Here is a 23,265-nt window from a genome sequence, read left to right on the forward strand (position 1 = left end):
CCCGTCGTTGATGATCCGGGGGTGCTGTCATCGGTCCGGGCGGCACCGGATGGTCGCTGATCGACGTGTTCTGCGCCATGGAAGCGTGTCCGCCGACTGGCAGGGCTGCGTGATGTGGCTGCCGATCCCCGAGGCGGTAGCAGGAGGGCCCTGAGGTCTTGTTGTGCCCGCGTGCGTCTCAGTCGGCCCGCACGGGCCACGGCGAAGGCCGGTAGGAATAAGCCTCGGTGCCCTTGCGCACCCCCTGCTTGATGGCCATCGGCAGCATCAGGTCACGTATCACCCGGGTGATCCACCGGTCGGGGGTCATCACCGCACCCGTCTGCCGGGCCTGCTTCGCCAGCGCGGCGACCCGGTCCCGCCGGGACTGCTCAAACGCGGTGAACGCCTGGGGCGCGGTGGGGTGTTCGTGCAGTGCCAGGGCGAGTTCGTAGGCGTCCTCCATACCGAGCGCAGCGCCCGCCCCCAGGTGCGGGGCCACCGCGTGCGCGGCGTCCCCCAGCACCGCGGCGCTCCCCCGGTGCCAGGTCTCCAGGGGCGGCACCTCGTAGACCGGCCACCGGCCGACCGGTCCGGCGGAGGCGGTCAGGATGCGTCGGATCACCGCAGGGTCGGGGCGGTGCCGTTCGGCCAGCAGAGCCACCCACTGCGCATTGTCGACCTCGGCCAGCTCGGCGAAGCTGCGTTCGCGGGTCTCCTGGTGGTTCTCGAACCACCACACGACACCGGGCGACATCACCTGGTAGCCGAAAAAGCCACGCAGGCCGAAGACCATGTGGAAGCGCCCGTCCACGGGGAGCTCCTCGGCGCCGATCTCCGATCTGCCCCCGGAGCCGACCACCTCGGTGTAGGCGGGCCCCGGCGCATCGGGGAGCAGCAGCCGGCGCGTGGCGGAGTGCACGCCGTCGCAGCCGAGCACGATGTCGGCATCGGTCTGCGTGCCGTCCTCGAATCCGATCCGCCAGCGGCCGTCGTCGGTCGCGTCCAGTGCGACGAGGCGCTTGGCGGTGTGCAGTTTCACCCCGGCGTCGCTCGCCGCCTCGCGCACGGCGCCGCTGAGCTCGCCGCGCATGATGTTGGTGGTGCGCTCCGGGTTCTGCACGAGTTCCCGGCCCTTGTGATTGGCGAAGCTGATGGAGCCCGCAACAGTGCCCTGTCCGAGGATCCGGTCGGCCAGGCCCAGGCGCTCCAGCACCGCGCGCCCGTTCGGGGCGAGGTTGAGGAACGAGCCGATGTCCTGAGTACGGCGCACATAGGCCTCGTACAGGTCCACCTCGAATCCCAGCCTCGCCAGGCACAGGGACAGCAGAGGTCCGGTGATGCCGGCGCCGACGACGGCGGCCCGTCGGCGTGGTGTGCTGTTCTCGTTCTTCATCGCGTGCTCCTGATCATGACCTTGGTCAGAGATTCCGGATGGCCGACCCCGTATGCCGACCCCCGTATGAGGTCTCTTGCCGATCACCGGGCGGTCGCACGCGACCATGTCGTGCTTCTTTCGGCGCCCTCGCGGACCGGCGCCCTGCCGCGGACCGACGCGCGGCACAGGCCGGAGCTGTCGGCACAAGCCGGAATCGAGCCCCCGTCGTAGCGGAACCCACCCGGAACCGACCTGGAATCGGGACCCGGCAGGATCGGAATCACGGGGGCGGTGACACGTGGGAACTGTCATCGAAGCCAGGCAGCAGCAGAACGTCCCGTTCGCGTCCCGGACCAGCTCCGGCAGCTCCGTCGGCTGACCCCCGGCGGCGGCCGGACGGGCGCGCGCAGGCCCGACGATGCCACCGGCCCCCGAACACCAGCTTCCACTTGTCACGGGAAACGGGGGCACGACTATGGCCACGTTCGTCCACAAGCAAGAAGTCACATTTCTCCGCTGGCCGGTACAGAGCCACGAGCGGGACCAGCTGCGCGAGGCGGGGCTGCCGTGTCTGCTGGTCCTGGAGGGCCGGACGCCGCCGCCGGACGACATCTCACCCACCGAGGACTGGGTGCGTCCGCCGGTGGCCCGTCTCGACCTGGCGGCTCGCGTCCACACCCTGCAGCTGCGCACCGGAACCGACTTCATGCCCGCGCTGGATCCGACCGGGGTGCTCTACTACGGCGGGCAGTCCGTGCCGATGTCCGAGGCGCAGAGCGAGATGATGCGATGTTTCCTGGCCGACTTCGGCCATCTCGTCCGCCGGGACACGCTGAAGGAGGCCCTGAGCCACATCACCAACGAGGCGGTCACCAGCAACGCTGTGGACCTGCACATCATGCGGCTGCGCCAGCGGCTGGACGGCGTCCGCCTGAGCCTGCGCACCGTGTGGGGCCGGGGCTACATGCTGGAGGCCGCCGCCTGAAACAGCCGGCCCCGGAACGCGAAGTGTCCGGCCCGTGCGAAAAGGGGCCGGGCACTTCGCGTGCGCGTCGCGGGCGGACTGTTCCGCGTGCGCGGGCCGTGCGCGGGCCGGACTCCGCTCCCGCGGCGGTCAGCCTGCCTGCCGGCTCCGGCGCTCGTGCACCTTGCCGCGCAGTTCGTGAAGTTCGGTGAACGGCATCGTGGCGCGGTCCATGAGATGTGCCGTCCCCGAGGTGCCGGCGGTGCCCCTCTGCTCCCCGAGCATCTTCATCACCAGGGCCACGTGCCCGATCTTCCACTGGAAGTAGCCGTTGCCGACCCTGAGCATCGCCTCGACGACCCGGTGGAACGAGCCCGCCTCGACGCCCGCTCCGACGATCTCCTCAAGGTCGGCTCCGATGCGCTCCAGCCCGGCGCGGAAGGCCAGGAACAGAGATCCCGAGCGGCGGCCGCTGCCCAGCACCCGCTCCAGTTCGTGGGACTGGCTGGACTGGGCGCCGCTGGCCGTGCCGAGATACCGCCGGAACTGGGCGAAGTCCTCCAGCGGTAGCCGTTCGAGCGCCATGAGCTGCTCGTGCAGCAGGCGCAGCAGCTCGCCGGCCCGGTAGAGGAGGTCGACCGACCGCTCCATGTCCGCGGTGGTCATCGTCAGGAAGTTGCCTTCCACGGCGGCGAGGTCGCCGAGGATCTGCTTCAGCCACAGTTCGCAGGTCTGGTGGCTGACGATGAAGAACTGTTCGGAGAGCACCGTGGTGAGGTCCGCGTCGTCCTCGGGTGTGCGCGGTTCCTGGAGTTTGAGCAGGTCGTCAAGTTTCAGGTAGGCGGCATAGGTCACGTCTGTCGGCATCACTGTCCCCTCTTCTCCCGGACCAGGCCGACCAGGCGTTCCACCCCGGTGGTGAGTTGCTCGCGGTCGACGCAGTACGCGATCCGGACCAGGCCGGACGCGACGCCGCCGGGCTTCAGCGGCCGCATCGAGCCGTCCGGGGCGAACTCGGGCCGCGCGGAGAACCCGCTGCCGGGAACGACCACGACGTCGTGGTGGAGCATCAGTTCGGCGCTGAACTCCTCGCCGGTCAGGCCGGTGGAGGAGATGTCGGCCATGGCGTACCAGCCGCCACCGGGCAGTGCGGGCAGCAGCCCTTCGTCGACCAGCAAGGACAGCGCGGCGTCCCGGTTTCCCCGTACGAAGTCGTGGTTGCCGGCGAGCGCTCCCGAGGCGTCCAGGGCGGCCAGCCCGGCGTACTGGACGGGCGCGGAGGGCGCGATGATGCAGGACTCCTGCACCGTTCGCATGGCGGCTGCGGTCCCGGGCCGCGAGACCGCGACGTAGCCGAGCCGGTAGCCGGTCATCGCCGGTCCCTTGGAGAAGGTGAAGACGCTGTTGACGAGGCGCTCGGGTGCGGGGCGGTCGCGCTCCAGGGCGGCGATCGACAGGTGGGGTCCGGAGAAGGCGAAGTCCTCGTACGCCTCGTCGCTGATGATCTGCCAGCCGTGCTCGTCGGCGATCTCGTAGAGGGCCTGCTGCAGCGGGAGGCCGGCGACCGCGCCGGTGGGGTTCGACGGGGTGTTGAGCAGGAGCACCCGCGTCGCGGGGGTGGCCAGCTGCCGGATCGACCCGGGGTCGGGCGCGAAGTGTTCGTCGAGCTTGTAGAACACCGGGCGGAAGCCGGCGAGCAGGGCCTGTTGCAGGTGCACGGGCCAGTGGATCTCCGGCATCAGGATCTCCGCCCCCGAGTCGGCGAGGCAGCGCATCAGTGCGCTCAGCCCCTGGCACGAGCCGGGGCTGACGAAGAGCCGGGAGGGCTCGGTGTCGATGTGGTTCACGGTGTCGAGCTTGTCCACGAGACGCTCACGGAGTTCCATGAGCCCCTGCACGTCGATATAACGGGCCCGGCCGTCCGTGGCAGCGGCGGCGAATTCCTTGGCGACGGAATCCGGCGGGGCGAAGGCGGGCTCACCCACGTGCAGCTTGATCAGGCCGGGGTGCTCCCGCTCGCGCTCGTTGGCGATCCGGAAGGACTCGTACAGCCAGGACGAGGGGATCGCCGAGGCCCGGGCGAACCACGGTGGAGCTGTCTGCGTCATCTGATTCATGCCTTTCCGCTGGTGGCAGGAGCGGCCGGGTCGGGCCGGCCAGGGGCTCCTGGGGTGTGGCTCACGCTGCTCGTCCGCCGTCCACGGACACCAGGGATCCGGTGACCCAGGACGAGTTCTCGGGGTCCACGAGGTGGCACACCCAGGCCGCCACCTCCGAGGCCAGTCCGAACCGGCCCAGGGGGGTGCCGGCCACGATTCCTTCGCGGAGGGCGTCGGCGCCCCCGCCGGCCGCCAGGTCCCACAGGCCCGTGTCGACGGGGCCGGGCAGTACCGCATTCACCCGGACCTCGGGCGCCAGTTCCACCGCCAGTGACCTGGTCAGGGAGTTCAGTGCGGCCTTGCTGGCCCCGTAGAAGGACCGGGACGGCATCGCCAGGACGCCGCCGACGGAGGAGACGTTGACCACGCTGCCCCGGCTGCTGCGCAGCAGGGGCAGCAGCGCCCGGATCAGCAGGGCGGGAGCCACCAGGTTGGTGTCGACCATCCTCCGCAGGTCCGCCTCGGCGGCGTCCTCCAGGCGGTCGAAGACCGCGTGCCCCGCGTTGTTGACCAGCGCGTCGACGCCGCCGAGGACTTCCCCGGCACGCTCCGCGATCCGCACGGCGGCGTCGGGGGCCGTGACGTCCACGGCGTACGGTACGGCGGTGCCGGCTCCGTCGGCCCGCGCCTTCGCCGTCACCTCCGCCAGCCGGTCGGCCCGTCTGCCGACCGCGAGGACGTCGGCGCCCAGCCCGGCCGCGCGGGCGACCACGGCGGCCCCGATGCCCGAGCCGCCGCCGGTGACGACCAGTCGCAGGCCTGCCCAAGAACTACTCATGCGCGGTACGACCTCCCTTCGCGTAGGCCGGAACCCTCCGCGCCAGGTCCGCGAGCAGGAGCGCGGGGTCGTCGAAGACGTGGAAGTGGGCTCCGGGTCTGATGTCGATGCTCGCGTTCCCCGTGGTGAGCCGGCTCCAGTAGTGGCCGGCCGGGGCCGGTACGAGGCGGTCCCCCCGGGCCATGCAGGCGTGCACGTCGCAGCTGAGTGAAACCGGGTCAGGACAGCCGAGGTAGCGCTCGTGCGCGCCGATGTCCGCGCGCATCGCGGGGAGCAGCAGATCGCGTATCTCGGTCTCCGACGCGATGCCGGGGTCGATGCCCCCCAGGGCGACCAGCCGCTCCCAGAGCTCCTCGTCGGGCAGCAGGTGGTCGTCGCGAGGGGGCCGGGCCGGGTCTCCGGGAGCCCAGGCGGAGGAGGCGACGAGCAGGAGGACGTCGATGCCGGCCCCGGGGCAGCGGCGGGCCACCTCGCAGGCGACGGCCGAGCCGAAGCTGTGGCCGAAGAGCAGCAAGTCCGCCGGCGGCAGCCGGGTCAGGTCGGCGACGATCTCCTCGGCGATCGCGCCGACCTCCTCCATCGGCGGCTCCGACAGCCGGTCGCCGTGCCCGGGGTACTGCGCGGCGCACAGCTCCACCGCGGCTTCGGGGAATGCGGCGGGGAACGAGGCCCGCCAGCCCGCGAAGCTCTCCGCGCGGCCGCCGGAGTGCGGCAGCGCGAGAAGCCTGAGCCCGGGACGCGGGGCGCTCCTCACCGTGCGCACAGATCCACGGCGCAAGCCCATGGCCGACCTCCCCTTCGCCGCCTCGGACTTGAGAATTGCACGCACGCCAGGAGCCGCCGCCGAATCCTTCATCATTCATTCAGCGCCGCCTCGGGCGCGGGCGCGAGAGGTGAGGATCAAGGCGACAGTTCGCCCTCGCGCGGGCCCGGCGCCCGGACCGAAAGGAGTCTCCCGGTGGTCTCCTCCGGCAACGCCGCCGTCTTCGACGGCCCGTACGACGGCACCTCCGCTGCGGCTCTCGACCTCACCGACCCGGCCGCTTTCGTCGAGCACGACCCGCACACGTACTGGGACCGGATGCGCCGCAGCGAACCGGTGCGCTGGCATCCCCCGGTGGGCGGCCGCCCCGGGTTCTGGGCGGTGGCCCGGCACCAGGACGTCCAGGACTGCTACAAGGACGCGGCCCGGCTGAGCTCGGCCCGGGGCACGGTGCTGGACGTCCTGCTGCGTGGCGGCGACTCGGCCGGCGGCCGGATGCTGGCGGTGATGGACCGTCCCCGCCACCGCGAGCTGCGCCAGGTGATGCTGCGTGCCTTCTCGCCACGGGTCCTCAGGGACGTGGCGGACGCCGTGCGGCAGCGGGCCGACGCCCTGGTGACCGCCGTGGTCGGTGCGGGCGAGGCCGATGCCGCGCGCGACATCGCGGAGCACCTGCCCCTCAACACCGTGTGCGACCTGCTGGAACTGCCCGCCTCCGACCGGCCCCTGCTGCTCGACTGGAACAAGCGCGCGCTGTCGTCCGACAGTGCCGAGGACGACCCTTTCGCCGCGCTGGAGGCCCGCAACGAGATCCTGTCCTACTTCGTGGACGTGGTCCGCGAGCGCCGCCGTCGGCCCGGCGAGGACGTGATCAGCATGATCGCCGCCGCCCGTGTCGAGGGCGAGCCGATGACGGAGGACGATCTCGCCCTCAACTGCTACAGCCTGATTCTGGGGGGCGACGAGTCCACCCGGGTGACCACGATCGGCGCACTGCACGCGCTGGGCACCCACGAAGAGCAGTGGCGTCGGCTGCACACCGGCGAGGCGGCGGTGAAGACGGCGGTGGAGGAGGTGCTCCGCTGGGTGACCCCGGCCATGCACTTCGCCCGCACGGCCACCGCCGACCTGCGGATCGGCCCTGCCGAGGTGTCGGCGGGCGACATCGTCACCCTGTGGAACATCTCGGCCAACAACGACCCGGCCGTCTTCGCGCAGCCCCGCCGCTTCGACGTCGGCAGGGAGCACAACCCGCACCTCGCACTCGGGTACGGTCCCCACTTCTGTCTGGGGGCCTTTCTCGGCCGGCTGGAGCTCTCCGCCGTTCTGGACTCGCTGATCCGCCGGGTGCGCCGGATCGAGATCCTGCAGGAACCTCCGCGCGTCTACTCCAACTTCCTGTTCGGGCACAGCGCCCTGCGCCTGCGGCTCGACTGAGCCGGGGCCGGGCCCCTTCCGGTACCGCTCGCCGGGAAGGGGCCGCCGGACCGGCGCGGACGGGCGCGGACGGGCGCGGACCGTGCCGGTTCAGTCCGTGGTCAGCAGGCCGCCCAGCTCCGCCATGGTGGGCCGTTCGAAGATGGCCCGTACCGGCAGGTTCATCCCCCAGTCGTCCCGTACGGCCTTGGCAAGCCGCACCGCCAGCACCGAGTGACCGCCGCGGTCGAAGAAGTTGTCACCCGGCGCGATGGCGGGCACCTCCAGCACCCTGGCGGCCAGTGCGCACAGCGCGGCCACCGGGTCGGACCTGTCGAAGGCACGGGCGGGCCCGTCGGGCGCCGTCGCGCCGCTCACACGGCCGGATCCGGCAGCGGCGGGCGACGACGAAGCCGCGGCGAAGGCGGCGGCCCGGTGCTCCAGGACACGCCGGTCGATCTTGCCGTTGCTGGTCATCGGCAGGGACGCCACCACCTCGACGCGGGCGGGCACCATGTGCCCCGGCAACCGCTCGGAGAGCCGTCGGCGCAGTTCCTCCGCGAGGTCGTCGGCCGGGTCCGCGCCGGGCACCACGAAGGCGGCCAGGCGCGCCGAGTCCACCTCACCGGTGACTACCACCGCCCCGAGCCTGACCCCGTCGCAGGACTCCAACGCCTGCTCCACCTCGCCCAGTTCGACCCGGAAGCCCCGCAGCTTGACCTGGCGGTCGGCCCGGCCGGTGAAGTAGAGCGGGCCGTCCTTGTCCAGGTACCCGAGGTCGCCGGACCGGTACATCCGGCTTCCGGGCACGCCGTACGGGTCCGCGACGAAGCGCTCCGCCGTCAGAGCGGGCCGGTTGAGGTATCCGAGGGCCTCGCCCTCACCCACCAGATAGAGCTCGCCCTCCTCGCCCGGCCGGCAGGGCTGGAGGTCTGCGCCGAGCACCCGGACCTCGTTGCCCGGCCACGGCTCCCCGATGCTGACCGGCTCGCCCGGCCGTACAGGACCCGCCATGGTCACCCCGACAGTCATCTCGGTGGGCCCGTATCCGTTGAACATGCGCCGGCCGGGCGCCCACCGTGCCACCAGCGCCTGTGTGCAGGAGTCCCCGGTGGAGAGCACCACCCCGCCGGGCAGGACGCCGTCCGGGTCGGTGGCGGTGAGCGCGACCGGAGGCAGCACCGCATGGCTGATCCGCCGGTCGATCAGCGTGCGGCGCAGTTCCTCGCCCGGCAGCACCGCGCGGTCGTCGGTGAGCACCAGGGTGGCTCCCGACAGCAGGGCCAGCGTCAGGTCCCAGAAGCCGGCGTCGAAGCTGAACGAGGCCCACTGGAGCACCCGGTCGCCGGGCCCGGGGCCGATCCAGTGCCGCTGCGCCGCGGCCAGCGCCGCCATGCCGGCGTGCGGGATCACCACGCCCTTGGGCGTCCCGGTGGAGCCCGATGTGTAGATGACGTAGGCGGTGTCATCGGCGTGCAGCGGCCGCCTTCGTTCCTCGTCCGTGACTGGCTCGCCCGGGCGGGGACCGGGGCCCGGGGAGGCGAGGTCGAGCGTTTCCAGACCGGTGACGTCCACCGGCGGCAGACCGGTGTGCAGCAGGGTCCGCAGCCCCGAGTCGGCCACCATGTGGCGCAGCAGCGCCGCCGGATAGCCCGGATCCAGGGGTACGTAGCCCGCTCCGGCGGTCGTCACGGCGAGTGCCGCCACCACCTGGTCGGTCCCGCGCGGTATCGATATCCCGACGAGGTCGCCGGGGCCGAGCCCGGCCGCGAGCAGTCGCCGCGCCAGCCGGTTCACACGGTCCGCCAGCTCTCCGTATGCCAGAGCGGTGCTCTCGCTCTCGACCGCCGGCAGCTCCCGGTGCTCCGCCACCACGCGCTCGAAGAGAACGGGAAGGGTCTCGGCCGGGGACACGGCCGCCGAGGGGGCCTCCGGGCGCACGTCCGGCCAGACGCGTTCGACGTGCGCGCAGGCGCGGGCGCGGGAGGCTGCGGGCATCTCCACCAGCCATCCGGCGGGGGACGGCAGCCGGGCCGGCCACAGCGACCGCTGGCCGCGCGGATTGCACAGGACCAGGTAGCTCTCATCCGGGTCTTCGAAGGGGTTGGCTGGCATCGAGCGACCTCCCGTGTGACGGTGCCGCCGGACGGGGTCCGGCGCCCCGCTGGGGCGCCGCGCGCGACACAGGTGCCCTCACCCTGACCCGGGCGAGGGGCGGGCCCGAGTGGCGAGAAAGGAACGTGAAGGTCCTCTCAGCTTTCTTTCAGCGGCGGCTGCGCGGGCGGCTACCGTCGTTACGTTGCCGGACGTGACAGTCACCGAGATCCGTCCGTCCGTGGGCCAGACGCTGCTGTGGTTCCTCGACCGCTACCGGGGCGAGGAGGGCGCGCTCAACTGCCCGGTGCTGTGCAGGCTGCGCGGCTCGCTCGACCGCGGCAGGCTCCGGGAGGCGGTCGGCCATGTGACGTCTCGGCACGAGGCGCTGCGCACCACGTTCACCGGCGGCGGCCGCCGGCTCAAGGCGCTGGTGCACCCGGCCGCGTCACCGGAGATCCGCGAGGTGGACCTCTCCGGCGAGCCGGATCCCGGGGCGTCCGCAGACCGGGAGATCGCCAGGGAGCTGGGCACCCGGATCGACGCCACCGTCAGCGCGGTGCGCATCACCCTGTGGCGGCTCGCCGAAGACCATCACGTGCTCTGCTTCAACATGCACCACATGGTGACCGACTCGTGGTCCTGCAACGTGATCTTCGAGGACCTGTGTGCCGCGCTGGAGGGGAAGGCTGCCGGCAACTCTTCTGCGTACTCCCGGTTCACCGAGGAGCAGCGCGAGACCCTGGCCGGGCCTTCCGGGAAGCGGCTGAGCGCTTTCTGGGGCGAGCGCCTGAAGGACGTGACGCTGCCCCCGCTGCCGATCCGGCAGGCCACCGCGGGCGCGCCGCGCGACACCAGGCTCGTACAGCACGTCCTCGACGCGCCGACCGTGGCCGCGCTGGACACCCTGGCCAAGCGGGAGCGGTCGACGATGTTCGTGGCCCTGCTCACCGCCTACTACCGTGCCCTGCAGTCGGTCAGCGGCGCGGAGGACCTGGCCGTGGCGACCCTGTTCGCCAATCGCAGCGCCGAACACCGCCGCACCGTGGGGTTCCTGGCCAACATGGTGCTGCTGAGGACCCGGCTCACCGGCACCGACTTCGCCGCGCACCTGCGGGCGACGCACGGCACGGTGATGGAGGCCTTCGTCCATCAGGCTCTGCCGTTCCAGATGCTGCCGATCAGCCTCGGGGGCACCGACCGGCGGCTCGACGACGTGGTCTTCCAGATGATGGCGGACCCGGTGTACTCGACCCGGGCCGGCGGGCTGGACATCGAGGTCCTGGTTCCCGACGACGTCGCCACCCGCTTCGAGCTGGAGCTGGTCACCGTGCCCGACCGGGGCACGGTGCGGGTGCTGCTGTTCTACAACCCCGACCGTTTCGATTCGGAGTTCGTCGAGTCGCTGCTCGCCGTGTACGTCGACATCTGCACCACCGCCGCCCGCAGCGCGGCGCCCCACACCGACCAGGCCGGGGCCCGTCCCCGGCAGCGCATGGGAGGCCACGATGACCAGTGAGGTGACGGCGGGACGCGCACTGTCCGCGGAGGAGATCCGCGACACCGTCGCCGAGCGGCTGGAACTTCCCGCCGCGGAGATCGGTTTCGAGGAGGACCTCGTCACCCTCGGCCTGGACTCCCTCGGCATGATGAACCTGGCGGCTTCCTGGCAGGAGGCCGGCGTGGAGGTGACGTTCGGCGACCTGGTGGAGGAGCCCACCGTGCGCGCCTGGTCCGTGCTGCTGTCCGGAACCGAGGACGAGGCGGGGCCGCGCGCGGAAGCCGAGGGGGACCCTGCCGCGGAGGCGGGCGAGTTCCCGCTGGCCCCGATGCAACATGCCTACTGGTCGGGCCGGCAGCCGGGCATGCCGTTGGGGACCGGGTCGCACTTCTACTTCGAGTTCGACGTCACCGCCGACGTCGCGCGCTGGAACGCCGCGGTGACCGCGCTGCGCCGCAGGCACCCCATGCTGCGTGCGGCCGTCGGCGCCGGGGGCGGCCAGCGGATCCTTCCGGAGTGCCGGGGGCTGGACGAGGTCGTCGACCTGCGTGGTCTGGAGAACCCGGAGCGCGAACAGCGGCTGTCGGCGCTGCGCGAGAGCATCTCCCACCAGACGCTGCCGGTCGGCGAGGGGGGCGGGCTCGACGTGCGGCTGGCGCTGCTGCCTGCCGGAAGGGGCAGGCTGTTCCTCGACATCGACATGATCATCTGCGACGCGTCGAGCTTCCGGATCGTCATGGGCGACCTGGCCCGCCTGTACGAGGACCCGGACGCCGCCCCTGCGCAGCCCGCCCTGACCTTCCCCGAATACCGCCGCCTGGTCGCCGAGACCGGCCGGGAGCCCCGCCCGGCCGACGTCTCCTACTGGCGTGACCGCGCCGAGGACCTGCCGGACGCACCGCGGCTGCCGCTGGCCGCGCCGCCGGAGCGGATCGAGGGGGTGCACACGGTCCGGCGGCACGCCTGGCTGGCGCCGGAGACGTACGAGCGGTTCGCCCAGCACGCGCGCAGCAACGGCCTGACGGTGTCGATGGCCGTCGCCGCCGCCTACGCGGACGTGCTCGCGGCCTGGAGCGAGGACGCGGAGTTCCTGCTCAACCTGCCGGTGCTGAACCGGATCCCGGTGCACCCCGAAGTCGGCCGGGTCGTCGGGGACTTCACCGACCTGCTGCTGCTCCAGGTGGCGCCCGATGCGCGCCGCACCTTCGCCGAGCGCGCCCGCGCGGTGCAGGAGCAGTACCGGCGCGACGCCACGCACACGGCGTACGGCGGCACTTCGGTCCTGCGCGACCTGGCCAGGACCGCCGCCGGGGCGAACCGGCGGGCCGGCGTCGTGTTCACCAGCGCGCTCAGCCTCGGTGAGCTCTTCGACGGGGCGACCCGTGCCGTGCTCGGCACCCCGGTGTGGATGAGTTCGCAGACCTCGGGCGTGTGGATCGACCTCCAGCTGATCGAGCACGAGAGCGGCATGCTGATCAACTGGGAGACCACCGAGAACCTCTTCGAGGCCGGGGTCCCCGAGGCGATGTTCGAGACCTTCGTCAACCGCGTGCGGCTGCTCGCCTCCCAGCCGAGCGCCTGGTGGGAGAGTCTGCCGGTGCGCCCGCCCGCGCCACAGCTCCAGGCGCGTCGCAGCGCCAACGACACCCGCGCCGAACTGCCCCGCCGGGCGCTGCACCAGGAGTTCTTCCGGCAGGCGGCCGAGCGCGGCGGGGCGCCGGCGGCGCTCTGGGGCGAGGGCCGGGTACTCACGTACGGCGAGCTCTCCCAGCGGGCCCTGCGGCTGGCCCACGTCCTGCGCACGGCCGGGGTCACCGCGGGCGACCGGGTGGTGCTCACCCTGCCCAGGGGCGTCGAGCAGGTGGTCGCGGTGCTGGCGGTGCACGCGCTGGGCGCGGCCTACGTGCCGGTGGGCACGGAGCAGCCGGAGGCGCGGCGGCGCACCGTGGAGGCGCTGGCACAGGCCCGGTGCACGGTGACCCGCGGCCCGGACCCTGAGGCCGCCGACGGCGGGATCCCCAACGTCGACGTGCGGTGCGGCACCGATCCCGTGGTGCCGCTGCTGGAGCGTGCGGTGGACGTGTCGCCGGACGATCCGGCCTACGTGATCTTCACTTCCGGGTCGACCGGGGAGCCCAAGGGCGTGGAGCTGACGCACGCGGCGGCCCACAACACGGTGGCCGCGCTGAACGAGCGCTACCGCGTGGGTCCCGGTGACCGGACCCTGTGCCTGTCGGCGCTCGACTTCGACCTCTCCGTGTACGACATCTTCGGCCCGCTCATCTGCGGCGGCGCGCTGGTCCTGGTCGACGACGAGGAACGGCGCTCCCCCGATGTGTGGCTGTGCAGGGCGGCCGAGCACCGGGCCACCGTGCTCAACTGTGTGCCCGCGCTGCTCGACATGGCGCTCACCACCGCTTCGTCGCGGCCGGAGCCGGGTGCCTGGCCGTTCCGGCTGCAGCTCATCGGCGGCGACTGGGCCGGGCTCGACCTGCCCGGCCGGGTGCACGCGCTGCGCCGGGACAGCGTGTTCGCGGTCCTGGGCGGAACCACGGAGACCGCGATCCACTCGACCGTCCAGGAGGTCACGGAGGTGGATCCCTCCTGGGCGTCGATCCCGTACAACGTGCCGTTGCCCAACCAGTTCTGCCGGATCGTCGATGAGCAGGGTGGCGACCGCCCCGACTGGGTGGCCGGAGAGCTGTGGATCGGCGGGGCCGGGGTGGCCCGGGGGTATGTGGGCGCGCCGGAGTTGACCGCCGCGAAGTTCGTGGAGGCTGACGGGGTGCGCTGGTACCGCACGGGCGACCGGGCCCGCTACCGGCCCGGGGCCGTGATCGAGTTCCTCGGCCGCGCGGACCTCCAGGTCAAGGTGAACGGCTACCGGATCGAACTGGGCGAGGTGGAGCGCGCGTTGGGCCTGCATCCCGGGGTGCGCGAGGCCGTGGTGACGCCGGTGGCCGGGCACGGCGGCGCGCTGTACGCCCTGGTCACTCCGGGCTCGGTGGACACCGGAGAGGTGCTGGCGACCGCCGCCCGGGAGGTGCCCGCGTACATGGTGCCGGCCCGCGCGGTGGCCGTCGACGAGCTGCCGCTGAGCCGCAACGGCAAGGTGGACCGCGCCGAGGCGGCGCGGCTGCTGGCCGAAGCGCTGAGTGCGCGGAGGTCCGGCGGTGCGTCGGACGCCCCGCGCGGTGCGGCGGAGGAGACGGTCGCCGCGTTGTGGGCGGAGCTGCTCGGCGGTGGGCGCGCCGGCGGCGACACCGGCTCCTCGCACCCCGGAAGGGACAGGGACGCCGACGTGCCCCGCATCGGCCGGGACACCAACTTCTTCCACATCGGCGGCGACAGCCTGCAGGCCGCCCGTCTGCTCGCCGCGCTGCGCCGGGAGGGTTACGGGGCCAGGCTCGGCGACCTGTTCACCCGTCCTACGGTGAGTGGTTTCGCCCGGACGCTGACGCGCGCCGAGGCGCAGGCCCCCGGAACGGTCCCGGCCGACCCCGGGCACCGCCACGAGCCCTTCCCGCTCACCGATGTGCAGCGCGCCTACTGGCTCGGCCGCGACCCGGACTTCGCCCTCGGCGGCGTCGCCTCCTACTGGTACTGGGAGTTCGAGAGCGACCGGGTCGACCTGGACCGGCTGGAGGCCGCCTGGAACCGGCTGGTGCGGCGGCACGAGATGATGCGCGCCGTGCTGGACGGCGAGGGGGGCCAGCGCATCCTGCCCGAGGTACCGCACTACCGTTTCCCGGTCACCCGCACCACCGCGGCCGACCACGAGAAGGCGGTCGCCGCGCTGGGGGACATGGCGCAGCAGGTCCTGGACGTGACCTCCTGGCCGCTGTTCGACGTGCGCGCCGTGCAGAGGGATGACGGCCGCACGGTGTTCGGAGTGGGCTTCGACTACGTGGTGCTCGACGCGCTGTCGATCATGACCATCTTCACCGAGCTCAACGCGCTGTACGCCGATCCCCGCCTCGAACTCCCGGCGCTGGAGCTGTCATTCCGTGACTACCTGCTGGCCCAGCAGACCGATCCGGTGGCACGGGCCCGGGACGAGGAGTACTGGCTGAAGGTGATCGAGGAGCTGCCCGCGGCTCCGGCACTGCCCATGGCACTCGACCCGGAGCACATCGGACTGCCGCGCTTCGTGCGGGACGAGTTCCGCATCGACGCGCCGACCTGGGCTAAGCTCCGCCGCCGCACGGCCGACGAGGGGCTGACCGCGTCGACGGTCGTGGCGGCTGCCTTCGCCGAGGTACTGGCGGCGTGGAGCGCCGAAACCTCGCTGACGCTCAACCTGACGGTCTTCGACCGGCAGGACGTCCATCCCCAGGTGAACCAGGTGGTCGGCGACTTCACCTCGCTGCTGCTGCTCGGCCACCACAGCCGCCCCGACGGCTCCTGGGCCGACACCGTGCGCCGGTTGCAGGGGCAGGTCTGGGAGGGCATCGAGCACCGCCACGTCTCCACCACCTGGGTGTTGCAGCAGCTGGCCCGGCGCACCGGGGGCGGCCAGATGCTGATGCCGGTGGTGTTCACCTCGACGCTCGGGGTGAGTGCGGACTTCAAGGACCTCGCTTTCGGTTTCGGCGTGCTGCGCCGCGGGCTCTCGCAGAGCCCGCAGGTCGCCCTGGACTGCCAGGTGGTGGAGCGCGACGGCGGACTCGCCGTCAACTGGGACCACGTCGAGGGCCTCTACAGTCCCGGGGTCGTCGCGTCGGCCCTGGAGGCGATGCGCCGCCTGCTGGTCGCGCTCGCCGACAGCGACTGGTCGCGCCCGGCCCCGCCGGTCGCCCTTCCGGAGGCGCAGGCGAAGGTCCGTACCGAGGCGAACGCCACCGCGGTGGCCCGCCCCGCCCGTACGCTGCACCAGCCGGTCCTCGACGTCGCCCGCCGCACCCCGGACGCCGTAGCGGTCCGCACGGCGTCCGGCGAGGCCCTGACCTACGCCGAGCTGGCCGGGCGTGCGCTCCGTGTGGCCGGGCACCTGGTGTCGCTCGGGGCGCGGCCGGGCGAGACCGTGGTCGTCTCGCTGCCGAAGGGGCCCGACCAGGCGGTCGCGGTGCTCGGCGTCCTGGCCGCGGGCTGCGCGTACGTACCGGTGGGGGCCGGCCAGCCTGCGGCGCGCCGCAACCGGATCGTGCGGTCCGCCGGGGCGCGCCTGGCCCTGGTCGCCGACGGGCCCGAATCCGGCGGGGACTGGGACGAGGCGGTGCGGACGGTGACGGTGGCCGAGGCCTCGGCGGCCGTACCGCTCGCAGAGTCCGTGCCGGTCGGCCCCTCACAGCTCGCGTACGTCATCTACACCTCGGGGTCCACCGGCGAGCCCAAGGGGGTGGAGATCACCCACGCCGCCGCCGCCAACACCATCGACGACGTCAACGCCCGCTACGGCGTGGGGCCCGGCGACGTGGCCCTGCAGACCTCGGCACTCGACTTCGACCTGTCGGTCTACGACCTGTTCGGGCTGCTCGCGGTGGGCGGCACCGTGGTGACCCTCACCGAGGGTGTCCGGCGGGAGGCGGCCGTCTGGGCCCGTCTGGCCGCCGAGCACGGGGTGACGGTCTGGAACACGGTACCCACCCTGCTCGACATGCTGCTGGTGGCCTGCGAGTCGGGCACGAGCCTGCCGTCGCTGCGGGTGGCGATCGTCTCGGGCGACTGGGTCGGGCTTGATCTGTACGACCGGCTGCGGGCGAGCGCGCCGGATGCCCTGCTCGTCGCCATGGGAGGCGCCACCGAGGCATCGATCTGGTCGAACGCCCACGAGGTCACGGCCGTCGACCCCGCGTGGGTGTCCATCCCGTACGGGCGTCCGCTGGCCAACCAGCGCTTCCGCGTGGTCGACGCGCACGGACGGGACCGGCCCGACTTCGTGCCCGGCGAACTGTGGATCGGGGGCGCCGGTGTGGCACTCGGCTACCGCGGGGATCCCGACCGCACGGCGGCCTCTTTCGTGGTGGCCGGGGGCGAGAGGTGGTACCGCACCGGCGACCTGGGCCGCTACCACCCCTCGGGGGTCCTGGAGTTCCTGGGGCGGCGCGACCACCAGGTGAAGGTACGCGGGCACCGGATCGAACTCGGCGAGATCGAGACCAGGCTGCGTGAACTGCCCGGTGTCGTACACGCGGTGGCGTGGGTCGACAGCAGTGCCGGGGTGCGCCGCCTCGCCGCGGTCGTCACCCTGGAGCCGGCTGCGGTCGTCACGCCGGAGCAGCGCACAGACCCCGTACCGGCCGCGCCGGACCTGCTGGCCGCACTGGCCGGACACCTGCCCGCCCACATGGTTCCCGAGCACCTCACCGTCGTCGACAGGCTGCCGCTGAACGCGAACGCCAAGGTGGACCGCGCCGCCGTCGCGCAGCTGTACGGGCTGCGCCATCCGGCACAGGAGCCGCCGTCGGACGACCATCCGCAGGGGGAGACCGAACGCGCGGTGGCGAAGGAGTGGGCCGACCTGCTGGAGGCCCCCGGAGTGGGCCGCAGCGCCAACTTCTTCGGCCTCGGCGGCGACAGCCTCACCGCCACCCGGGTCATCCAGCGGTTCGCCAGGCGCTTCGGCGTGGAGCTCTCACTGCGCCAGCTCTTCAACCACCCGACCATCGCGCAGATAGCCGCCGTCATCGATGCCGAGATCTCCGGCAGCCACCAGCACCACACGTCCGCCCGACTGGAAGAAGGTGTCCTGTGACCCCCGCCGACATCATCAGCGAACTCGAACAGGCCGGACTCCACCTGTGGGAGGACGAGGGGCGTCTTCGCTTCCGGGGCCCGGAAGGGGCGATGACCCCCGAGCGGCGCGCCCTGCTCTCCGGCAGCCGCGACGACGTACTGCGGACGCTGCGCGAGCGCGCCCCGGAGCAGGTGCGGCCCGATCCCGACGCGGCCCACGAGCCGTTCCCGCTCACCGAGGTCCAGTCCGCCTACCTGCTGGGCCGCCGGGGCGCCTTCGAGTACGGCTCGGTGCCCTGTCATGCGTACGGCGAGCTGGAGTTCCCGGCGCTCGACCGCGACCGGCTGCTGCGGGCCTGGCAGCGGGTGGTGGACCGGCACGAGATGCTGCGGGTGGTCATCGACTACGACGGCTACCAGAGGGTGCTGAAGGACCCGCCCGCCCCGGTCATCGGCTGGCACGACGCGACCGCGCTGCCGCAGGCGGCGGCCGAGGAGGTGCTGCGGGGGGTCCGCGGCCGGCTCGCCGCCGAGTCCAAGGACGTCACCGCCTGCCCGCTGTACTCACTGGAGGTCACCGAGTGCGCCGACCGGGCCGTCCTGCACTTCTCCATCGACTTCCTGATCGCCGACTACGTGAGCATCTACCGGCTGCTGGACGAGTTCGGCACGTTCTACGAGGACCCCGGCGCCGCTCTCAAGGCTCCCGCGATCTCCTTCCGCGACTATCTGCGGGCGGAGCGGGCGGTGCGCCAGGGCCCCGCCTACGAGCGCGACCGCGACTTCTGGACGGCGCGCCTGGACAGCCTGCCACCTGCCCCCGAACTGCCCCTGGTCGACCGGCCCAGCAGGCAGGGCGCGGCCGGCTTCACCCGGCGCGAGCTGCGTCTTGAGCCCGTGCTGTGGTCGGCGCTCAAGGCCCGTGCCGGGGAGCAGCTGGTCTCCGCGTCGACGGCCGTGATGGCCGCGTACGCCGAGGTGATCGGCCGCTGGAGCCGCAGTCCCCGCTTCACCCTCGACGTGACGGTGCTCAGCAGGCTGCCGCTCCACCCGGACGTGGGCGACATAGTGGGTGACTTCACCTCCGTGGAGCTGCTGGCCGTGGACGGCGGCTGCGCCGGCACCTTCGCCGGGCGGGCCCGCAGGGCGGGCGAGCAGCTCTTCGAGGACCTCGACCACCGGCTGTTCTCCGGCGTGGAGGTGCTGCGCGAGCTGACCCGCCGCAGGGGCCAGCAGGGTTCGATGATGCCGGTGGTGTTCACCAGCGCCATCGGGCTCTCCGACGGTCTCGCCCCGCAGGGCATGATGCGCACGCAGATCAGCAACGGCATCAGCCAGACGCCGCAGGTCTGGCTGGACTGCCAGGCGATGGAGTCGGGAGGGGCGCTGCTGGTCAACTGGGACGTACGGGACGACACCGTGCCCCAGCCGGTCGTCGACGACATGTTCGCCGCGTTCCGTGATCTGCTGCGGCGGCTCGCCGACGGGGACGAGGCGTGGGAGGGCGACCCGCTCGCGCTCCCCGCGCACCAGGCCGAGCGGCGCGCGGTGGCCAACGACACGGCACGGCCGGTCAGCGACGCGCTGCTGCACCGGGCTCTGTTCGACCAGGCACGTCGGCGTCCGGACGCGACGGCGGTGACCGGCCACGGCGGGAGCGTCGACTACGCGACGCTGACCGGGCGGGCCGCGGCCGTCGCCGCCGCGCTCGCCGCGCAGGGCCACCAGCCGCACCAGCGCGTCGCGGTGCTGCTGGAGAAGGGCTGGGAGCAGATCGCCGGCGCGCTCGGGGTGCTGCTGGCCGGGGGCACGTACGTCCCCGTGGAGGCGAGCCAGCCCGAGGCGAGGCGCGACACGATCATCGAGTCCGCCGGGATCGGCCTGGTGCTCACGCACAGCACGGGCGGCGGCGGGCTCCCCGCGGGGGTCGGCCGTATCGATGTGGACCGACTACCCGCTGTTGCGGGCACGTTCGAGGAACCACCGGTCGCCCCGGGCGACTCGGCGTACGTCATCTTCACCTCGGGCTCGACCGGGCTCCCCAAGGGCGTGGAGATCAGTCACCGTGCGGCGGTGAACACCCTGGACGATGTCTGCCGGAGGTTCGGGATCGGCGAGGACGACGTCGCGCTGGGACTGTCGGGCCTGGGCTTCGACCTGTCGGTCTTCGACGTCTTCGGCGTCCTGGGACGCGGCGGCACTCTGGTGCTTCCCGACCCGGAGCGGCGCAGCGACCCCTCGCACTGGGCCGACCTGATCGCCGAACACGGCGTGACCGTACTCAACACCGTGCCCGCCCAGATGATGCTCCTTGAGGAGTACCTGCGCGGCGACGGCCGCGACTGCGGAAGCGTGCGGCTCGGCATGATGTCGGGCGACTGGATACCCGTGACGCTCCCCGACGCCGTCCGCGCGCGGTTGCCCCGGGTGGAGCTGTTCAGCCTCGGCGGCGCGACCGAGGCGGCGATCTGGTCGATCTTCCACCCGATCGGCGAGGTCGACACCGCGGCGCCGAGCATCCCGTACGGGACTCCGCTGGAGAACCAGCGTTTCCACGTCCTCGACGCGTTCCTGCGGCCCAGCCCCGACCTCGTCGTAGGCGACCTGTACATCGGCGGCACGGGTCTCGCCGAGGGCTATCTCGGCGACCCGGTGAAGACCGCGGCGAGCTTCTTCGAGCTGCCGGACGGCGAGAGGGTCTACCGCACCGGCGACCTCGCCCGTTATCTGCCAGGCGGCACCCTGGAGTTCATCGGCCGCGACGACCGGCAGGTCAAGATCCGTGGGCACCGCATCGAACTCGCCGAGGTGGAGTCGGCCCTGGCCACCGACCCGCAGGTCGACGCGGTGGCGGTGACCACGCAGGGCGAGCGCAACGACCGCAGGCTGGTCGCGTTCGTCTCGCCTTCGCCCGCCGACCCGGCCGCCCACCCCGTGGACCCGTCCCTCGCGCCCGAGGTGCTCGCGGCGGCCGACGAGATCCGTGGCGGGGTGGACGTCGCGAAGGTGGTGGAGTTCGCGGCGGTGCTCGACGACGCGGCGCTGCGCCGCATGGTGGACGTCCTGCGTCAGGAGGGTGTGTGGCCGGATGCCGCGACCCGGCACAGCACCTCCGACATCATGCGGCTGGCCAGGGTGGCGTCCAAGCACGAACGGCTGGTGCGTCGCTGGCTGGCCGCCTGTGCGGAGAACGGCTATCTGGACCGGGCCGATGACGGCACCTTCGGCTGTCTGCGCCTGGTCGGTCCCGAGGACGTCGCGCAGGCATGGGCCGAGGTCGACCGGCTGCTTCCGGAGGCCAACGACCGCCCCGAGCTGGTGGACTACTTCAAGCTCGCCGCCGACCACCTCCCGGAGCTGATGCGCGACGAGCGCGACCCGCTGCGGATGCTGTTCCCCGAGGGGGACCTGAGCATCCACGAGGCCGCCTACATGGAGGGCTTCCTCTCCCGCTACCTCAACCGGCTGGCCACCTCCACCGTGCTGGGCGTGGCCCGGCGCAACGCCTCCGGCCGTCCGCTGCGGGTGCTGGAGGTCGGGGCGGGGGTCGGCGGCACCAGCGTCGACACCATCCCGGCGCTGGACGGCGCGAACGTCCGCTACACCTTCAGCGACGTGTCGCAGTTCTTCCTCAACAAGGCCGGCGAGCGGTTCGCGGAGCACCCCTGGGTCGACTACGCGCTGTTCGACTTCAACGAGCCGTACCGCGAGCAGGGTGTCAGGCCGAACTCGGTGGACGTGATCCTGTGCGGCAACGTCATGCACTACGCGAAGGACGCCCGCGCGGTCCTGCGCCGGATGCGCGAGGCGCTGGTGCCCGGCGGGTGGCTGGTCTTCATCGAGACGACCCGGGACAACTACCAGATCCTCACCTCGATGGAGTTCCTCTTCGACGCCACCGCCGGGGACTTCCAGGACGTGCGCCACGGCAAGGACCAGACCTTCATCGGCCGCCACCAGTGGTACGACCTGCTGGCCGAGGCCGGGGCCGGTCTGGAGTGGTGCGTCCCGGCGCCGGATGACGAGCTGGCCCGCATCGGCATGCACGTCTTCGCGGCCCGCTTCAAGACCGACCGCGAGCCCCTCGACACCGAGGAACTGGCCCGGCGGCTCGCCGGGCGGCTCCCGGCGGAGATGATCCCGTCGCGCTTCGAGGTGCTGGACGCGCTGCCGCTGACCGGCAACGGCAAGATCGACCGGGCCGCCCTGGCCGGGTGGGCGCAGGACCACCGTGCGGCGGGCGCGGCGGCAGCCGGCGAGGGCTCGCGCGAGGCCGGTGAGCTGGAGTCGGCGGTCGCTGCGGTGTACGCGGAGGTGCTGCGCGAGTCCGAGGTCCCGCTCGACATCAACTTCTATGCCCTGGGCGGGGATTCGCTGCTCGCGGCCCAGCTCGTCACGGCGCTGCGCGAGCAGGTGCCGGCCGCCGCCGAGATCTTCTTCGACGAACTGCTGCGGGAGCTGCTGGGCGGCGCTTCGGTGTACGAGCTGTCCGCCTTCCTCCAGCAGGGGCAGGACCTGTCCGAGGAGAGCGGGGCCGGTGACGAACTGGCGCTGACCGGGGCGGCGGACGCCCTCGGCAACCCGGTGCACGTCCTGGTCGGCGACGGTCTGGGCGGCCACGCGGAGCGGCTCGCCGAGGGCCTGGGGACGCGCGACCCGGTGGCGGTGGTGCCGCCGGTGCGGGTGGCCGAGGGGCAGACCCTGGACGACGTGGCGCAGGAGATCGTGGCGAAGGTGCGGGCCCTGAGCCCGGGACCGTTCCACCTGGTCGGCGCGCACAGTGGGGGCGTGCTGGCGCTCGCCGTCGCCCAGCAACTGGCCGAACTGGGGGCGCCGGTCTGCGGGCTGACCGTCCTGAGCAGCTATCCGCTGCCCGCCACGGTCCGCGACGACGTCCTCGAAGAGGCGCTGCTCTGTCTGGACCGGGGGCAGGATCCGGCCGCCCTGGGCTACCCGGGCGTCTCCGGCCTCGGGTCGGCACTCGCCGCGCTCGCCCCCGCCGGGGACATACCGCCCGGCGCACTGGCCGCGCTGGCGGACCGGAGCGAGCCGGAGCTGCGGGCGGCGGCCGCAGCGGCTGCCGCACTCGGCGTACTCCCCCGCGGGGAGCGGCTCGCCAAGCTGGCCGGGGTCCTGGGCCTCGGCGCGGACGTGCTGACCGAACAGCTCGTACGGGGAAGGGCTCTCGCCGCGTGCGTGGCCGCCCACGACCCCGGTGTGTACACCGGAGAGGCCCGGCTGCTGGTGCATGCCGATGAGTCCCCGGTCTGGCCCGCCATGGCGGGCGACATGACCGCGCTGTGGGAGTCCGTCTGCGTGGGCGGGCTGCTGCGGCAGACCGTGCCGGGCGACCACTTCGCCTGCCGTGGGCTGGTCACATCCGACGTGATCGACCTGCCCGATGAGGAATCCGATGTGACCGGTCGGCCCGATGAGGAGAACGCGTGAGCGAGTACAGCACTCCGTCCGTCGCGGTCGTGGGGGCGGCCACCCGACGCCGCACCGCCCGCGCCACAGCCGCCGGAAGACCTATGCAGAGTAAAAAAAAAAAAACAACC

Annotated in this window: 11 protein-coding genes; 5 read left to right on the forward strand and 6 right to left on the reverse strand. The window is 72.6% G+C overall.

Annotated features, from left to right (window positions below):
- Positions 1-178: 178 nt before the first annotated feature.
- Positions 179-1,375: an FAD-dependent oxidoreductase gene (locus ACFXBC_RS23265; RefSeq protein ID WP_385027584.1), complete on the reverse strand. Its 1,197-nt coding sequence runs from the start codon at positions 1,373-1,375 to the stop codon at positions 179-181.
- Between the two features lie 457 nt (positions 1,376-1,832).
- On the opposite strand from ACFXBC_RS23265, the gene ACFXBC_RS23270 reads away from it, so the two are divergent.
- Positions 1,833-2,342, forward strand: coding sequence for a helix-turn-helix domain-containing protein (locus tag ACFXBC_RS23270; RefSeq protein WP_385027587.1), 510 nt, complete (start codon positions 1,833-1,835; stop codon positions 2,340-2,342).
- A gap of 129 nt (positions 2,343-2,471) precedes the next feature.
- Here ACFXBC_RS23270 and ACFXBC_RS23275 read toward each other — a convergent pair whose 3' ends face one another.
- The 4 genes from ACFXBC_RS23275 to ACFXBC_RS23290 form a co-directional block, all read right to left on the reverse strand.
- Positions 2,472-3,188, reverse strand: a complete 717-nt coding sequence (locus tag ACFXBC_RS23275) for a tryptophan 2,3-dioxygenase family protein (RefSeq protein WP_385027590.1) — start codon at positions 3,186-3,188, stop codon at positions 2,472-2,474.
- Entirely contained in the window at positions 3,188-4,429 is a 1,242-nt protein-coding gene (locus tag ACFXBC_RS23280) for a pyridoxal phosphate-dependent aminotransferase (RefSeq protein WP_385027593.1), read from the reverse strand. The genes ACFXBC_RS23275 and ACFXBC_RS23280 overlap by 1 nt, the downstream gene beginning before the upstream one ends.
- 70 nt (positions 4,430-4,499) lie before the next feature.
- Positions 4,500-5,258: an SDR family NAD(P)-dependent oxidoreductase gene (locus ACFXBC_RS23285; RefSeq protein ID WP_385027596.1), complete on the reverse strand. Its 759-nt coding sequence runs from the start codon at positions 5,256-5,258 to the stop codon at positions 4,500-4,502.
- Positions 5,251-6,012 carry a thioesterase II family protein gene (locus ACFXBC_RS23290; protein WP_385027599.1) on the reverse strand — a complete coding sequence of 254 codons (762 nt, stop codon included), beginning with the start codon at positions 6,010-6,012 and terminating at the stop codon, positions 5,251-5,253. Before ACFXBC_RS23290 ends, ACFXBC_RS23285 begins: the two co-directional genes overlap by 8 nt.
- Positions 6,013-6,216: 204 nt before the next feature.
- Here ACFXBC_RS23290 and ACFXBC_RS23295 point away from each other — a divergent pair, with 204 nt between their 5' ends.
- Positions 6,217-7,458 carry a cytochrome P450 gene (locus tag ACFXBC_RS23295; RefSeq protein WP_385027602.1) on the forward strand — a complete coding sequence of 414 codons (1,242 nt, stop codon included), beginning with the start codon at positions 6,217-6,219 and terminating at the stop codon, positions 7,456-7,458.
- Positions 7,459-7,548: 90 nt separating this feature from the next.
- Here the strand turns inward: ACFXBC_RS23295 and ACFXBC_RS23300 are convergent, their stop codons facing one another.
- Positions 7,549-9,552: an amino acid adenylation domain-containing protein gene (locus ACFXBC_RS23300; RefSeq protein WP_385027605.1), complete on the reverse strand. Its 2,004-nt coding sequence runs from the start codon at positions 9,550-9,552 to the stop codon at positions 7,549-7,551.
- A 193-nt stretch (positions 9,553-9,745) separates the two neighbouring features.
- Here ACFXBC_RS23300 and ACFXBC_RS23305 point away from each other — a divergent pair, with 193 nt between their 5' ends.
- Genes ACFXBC_RS23305 through ACFXBC_RS23315 form a run of 3 tightly spaced genes read left to right on the forward strand, consistent with a single transcriptional unit; the run spans position 9,746 to position 23,155 of the window.
- On the forward strand, positions 9,746-11,050 hold the full coding sequence (locus ACFXBC_RS23305; RefSeq protein ID WP_385027608.1) for a condensation domain-containing protein: 1,305 nt from the start codon (positions 9,746-9,748) through the stop codon (positions 11,048-11,050).
- Positions 11,040-17,726, forward strand: coding sequence for an amino acid adenylation domain-containing protein (locus tag ACFXBC_RS23310; protein ID WP_385027611.1), 6,687 nt, complete (start codon positions 11,040-11,042; stop codon positions 17,724-17,726). The genes ACFXBC_RS23305 and ACFXBC_RS23310 overlap by 11 nt, the downstream gene beginning before the upstream one ends.
- Positions 17,723-23,155, forward strand: a complete 5,433-nt coding sequence (locus tag ACFXBC_RS23315) for an amino acid adenylation domain-containing protein (RefSeq protein WP_385027614.1) — start codon at positions 17,723-17,725, stop codon at positions 23,153-23,155. The genes ACFXBC_RS23310 and ACFXBC_RS23315 overlap by 4 nt, the downstream gene beginning before the upstream one ends.
- Positions 23,156-23,265: the final 110 nt, after the last annotated feature.

Source organism: Streptomyces sp. NPDC059398 (assembly GCF_042751845.1).
GTDB lineage: Bacteria > Actinomycetota > Actinomycetes > Streptomycetales > Streptomycetaceae > Streptomyces.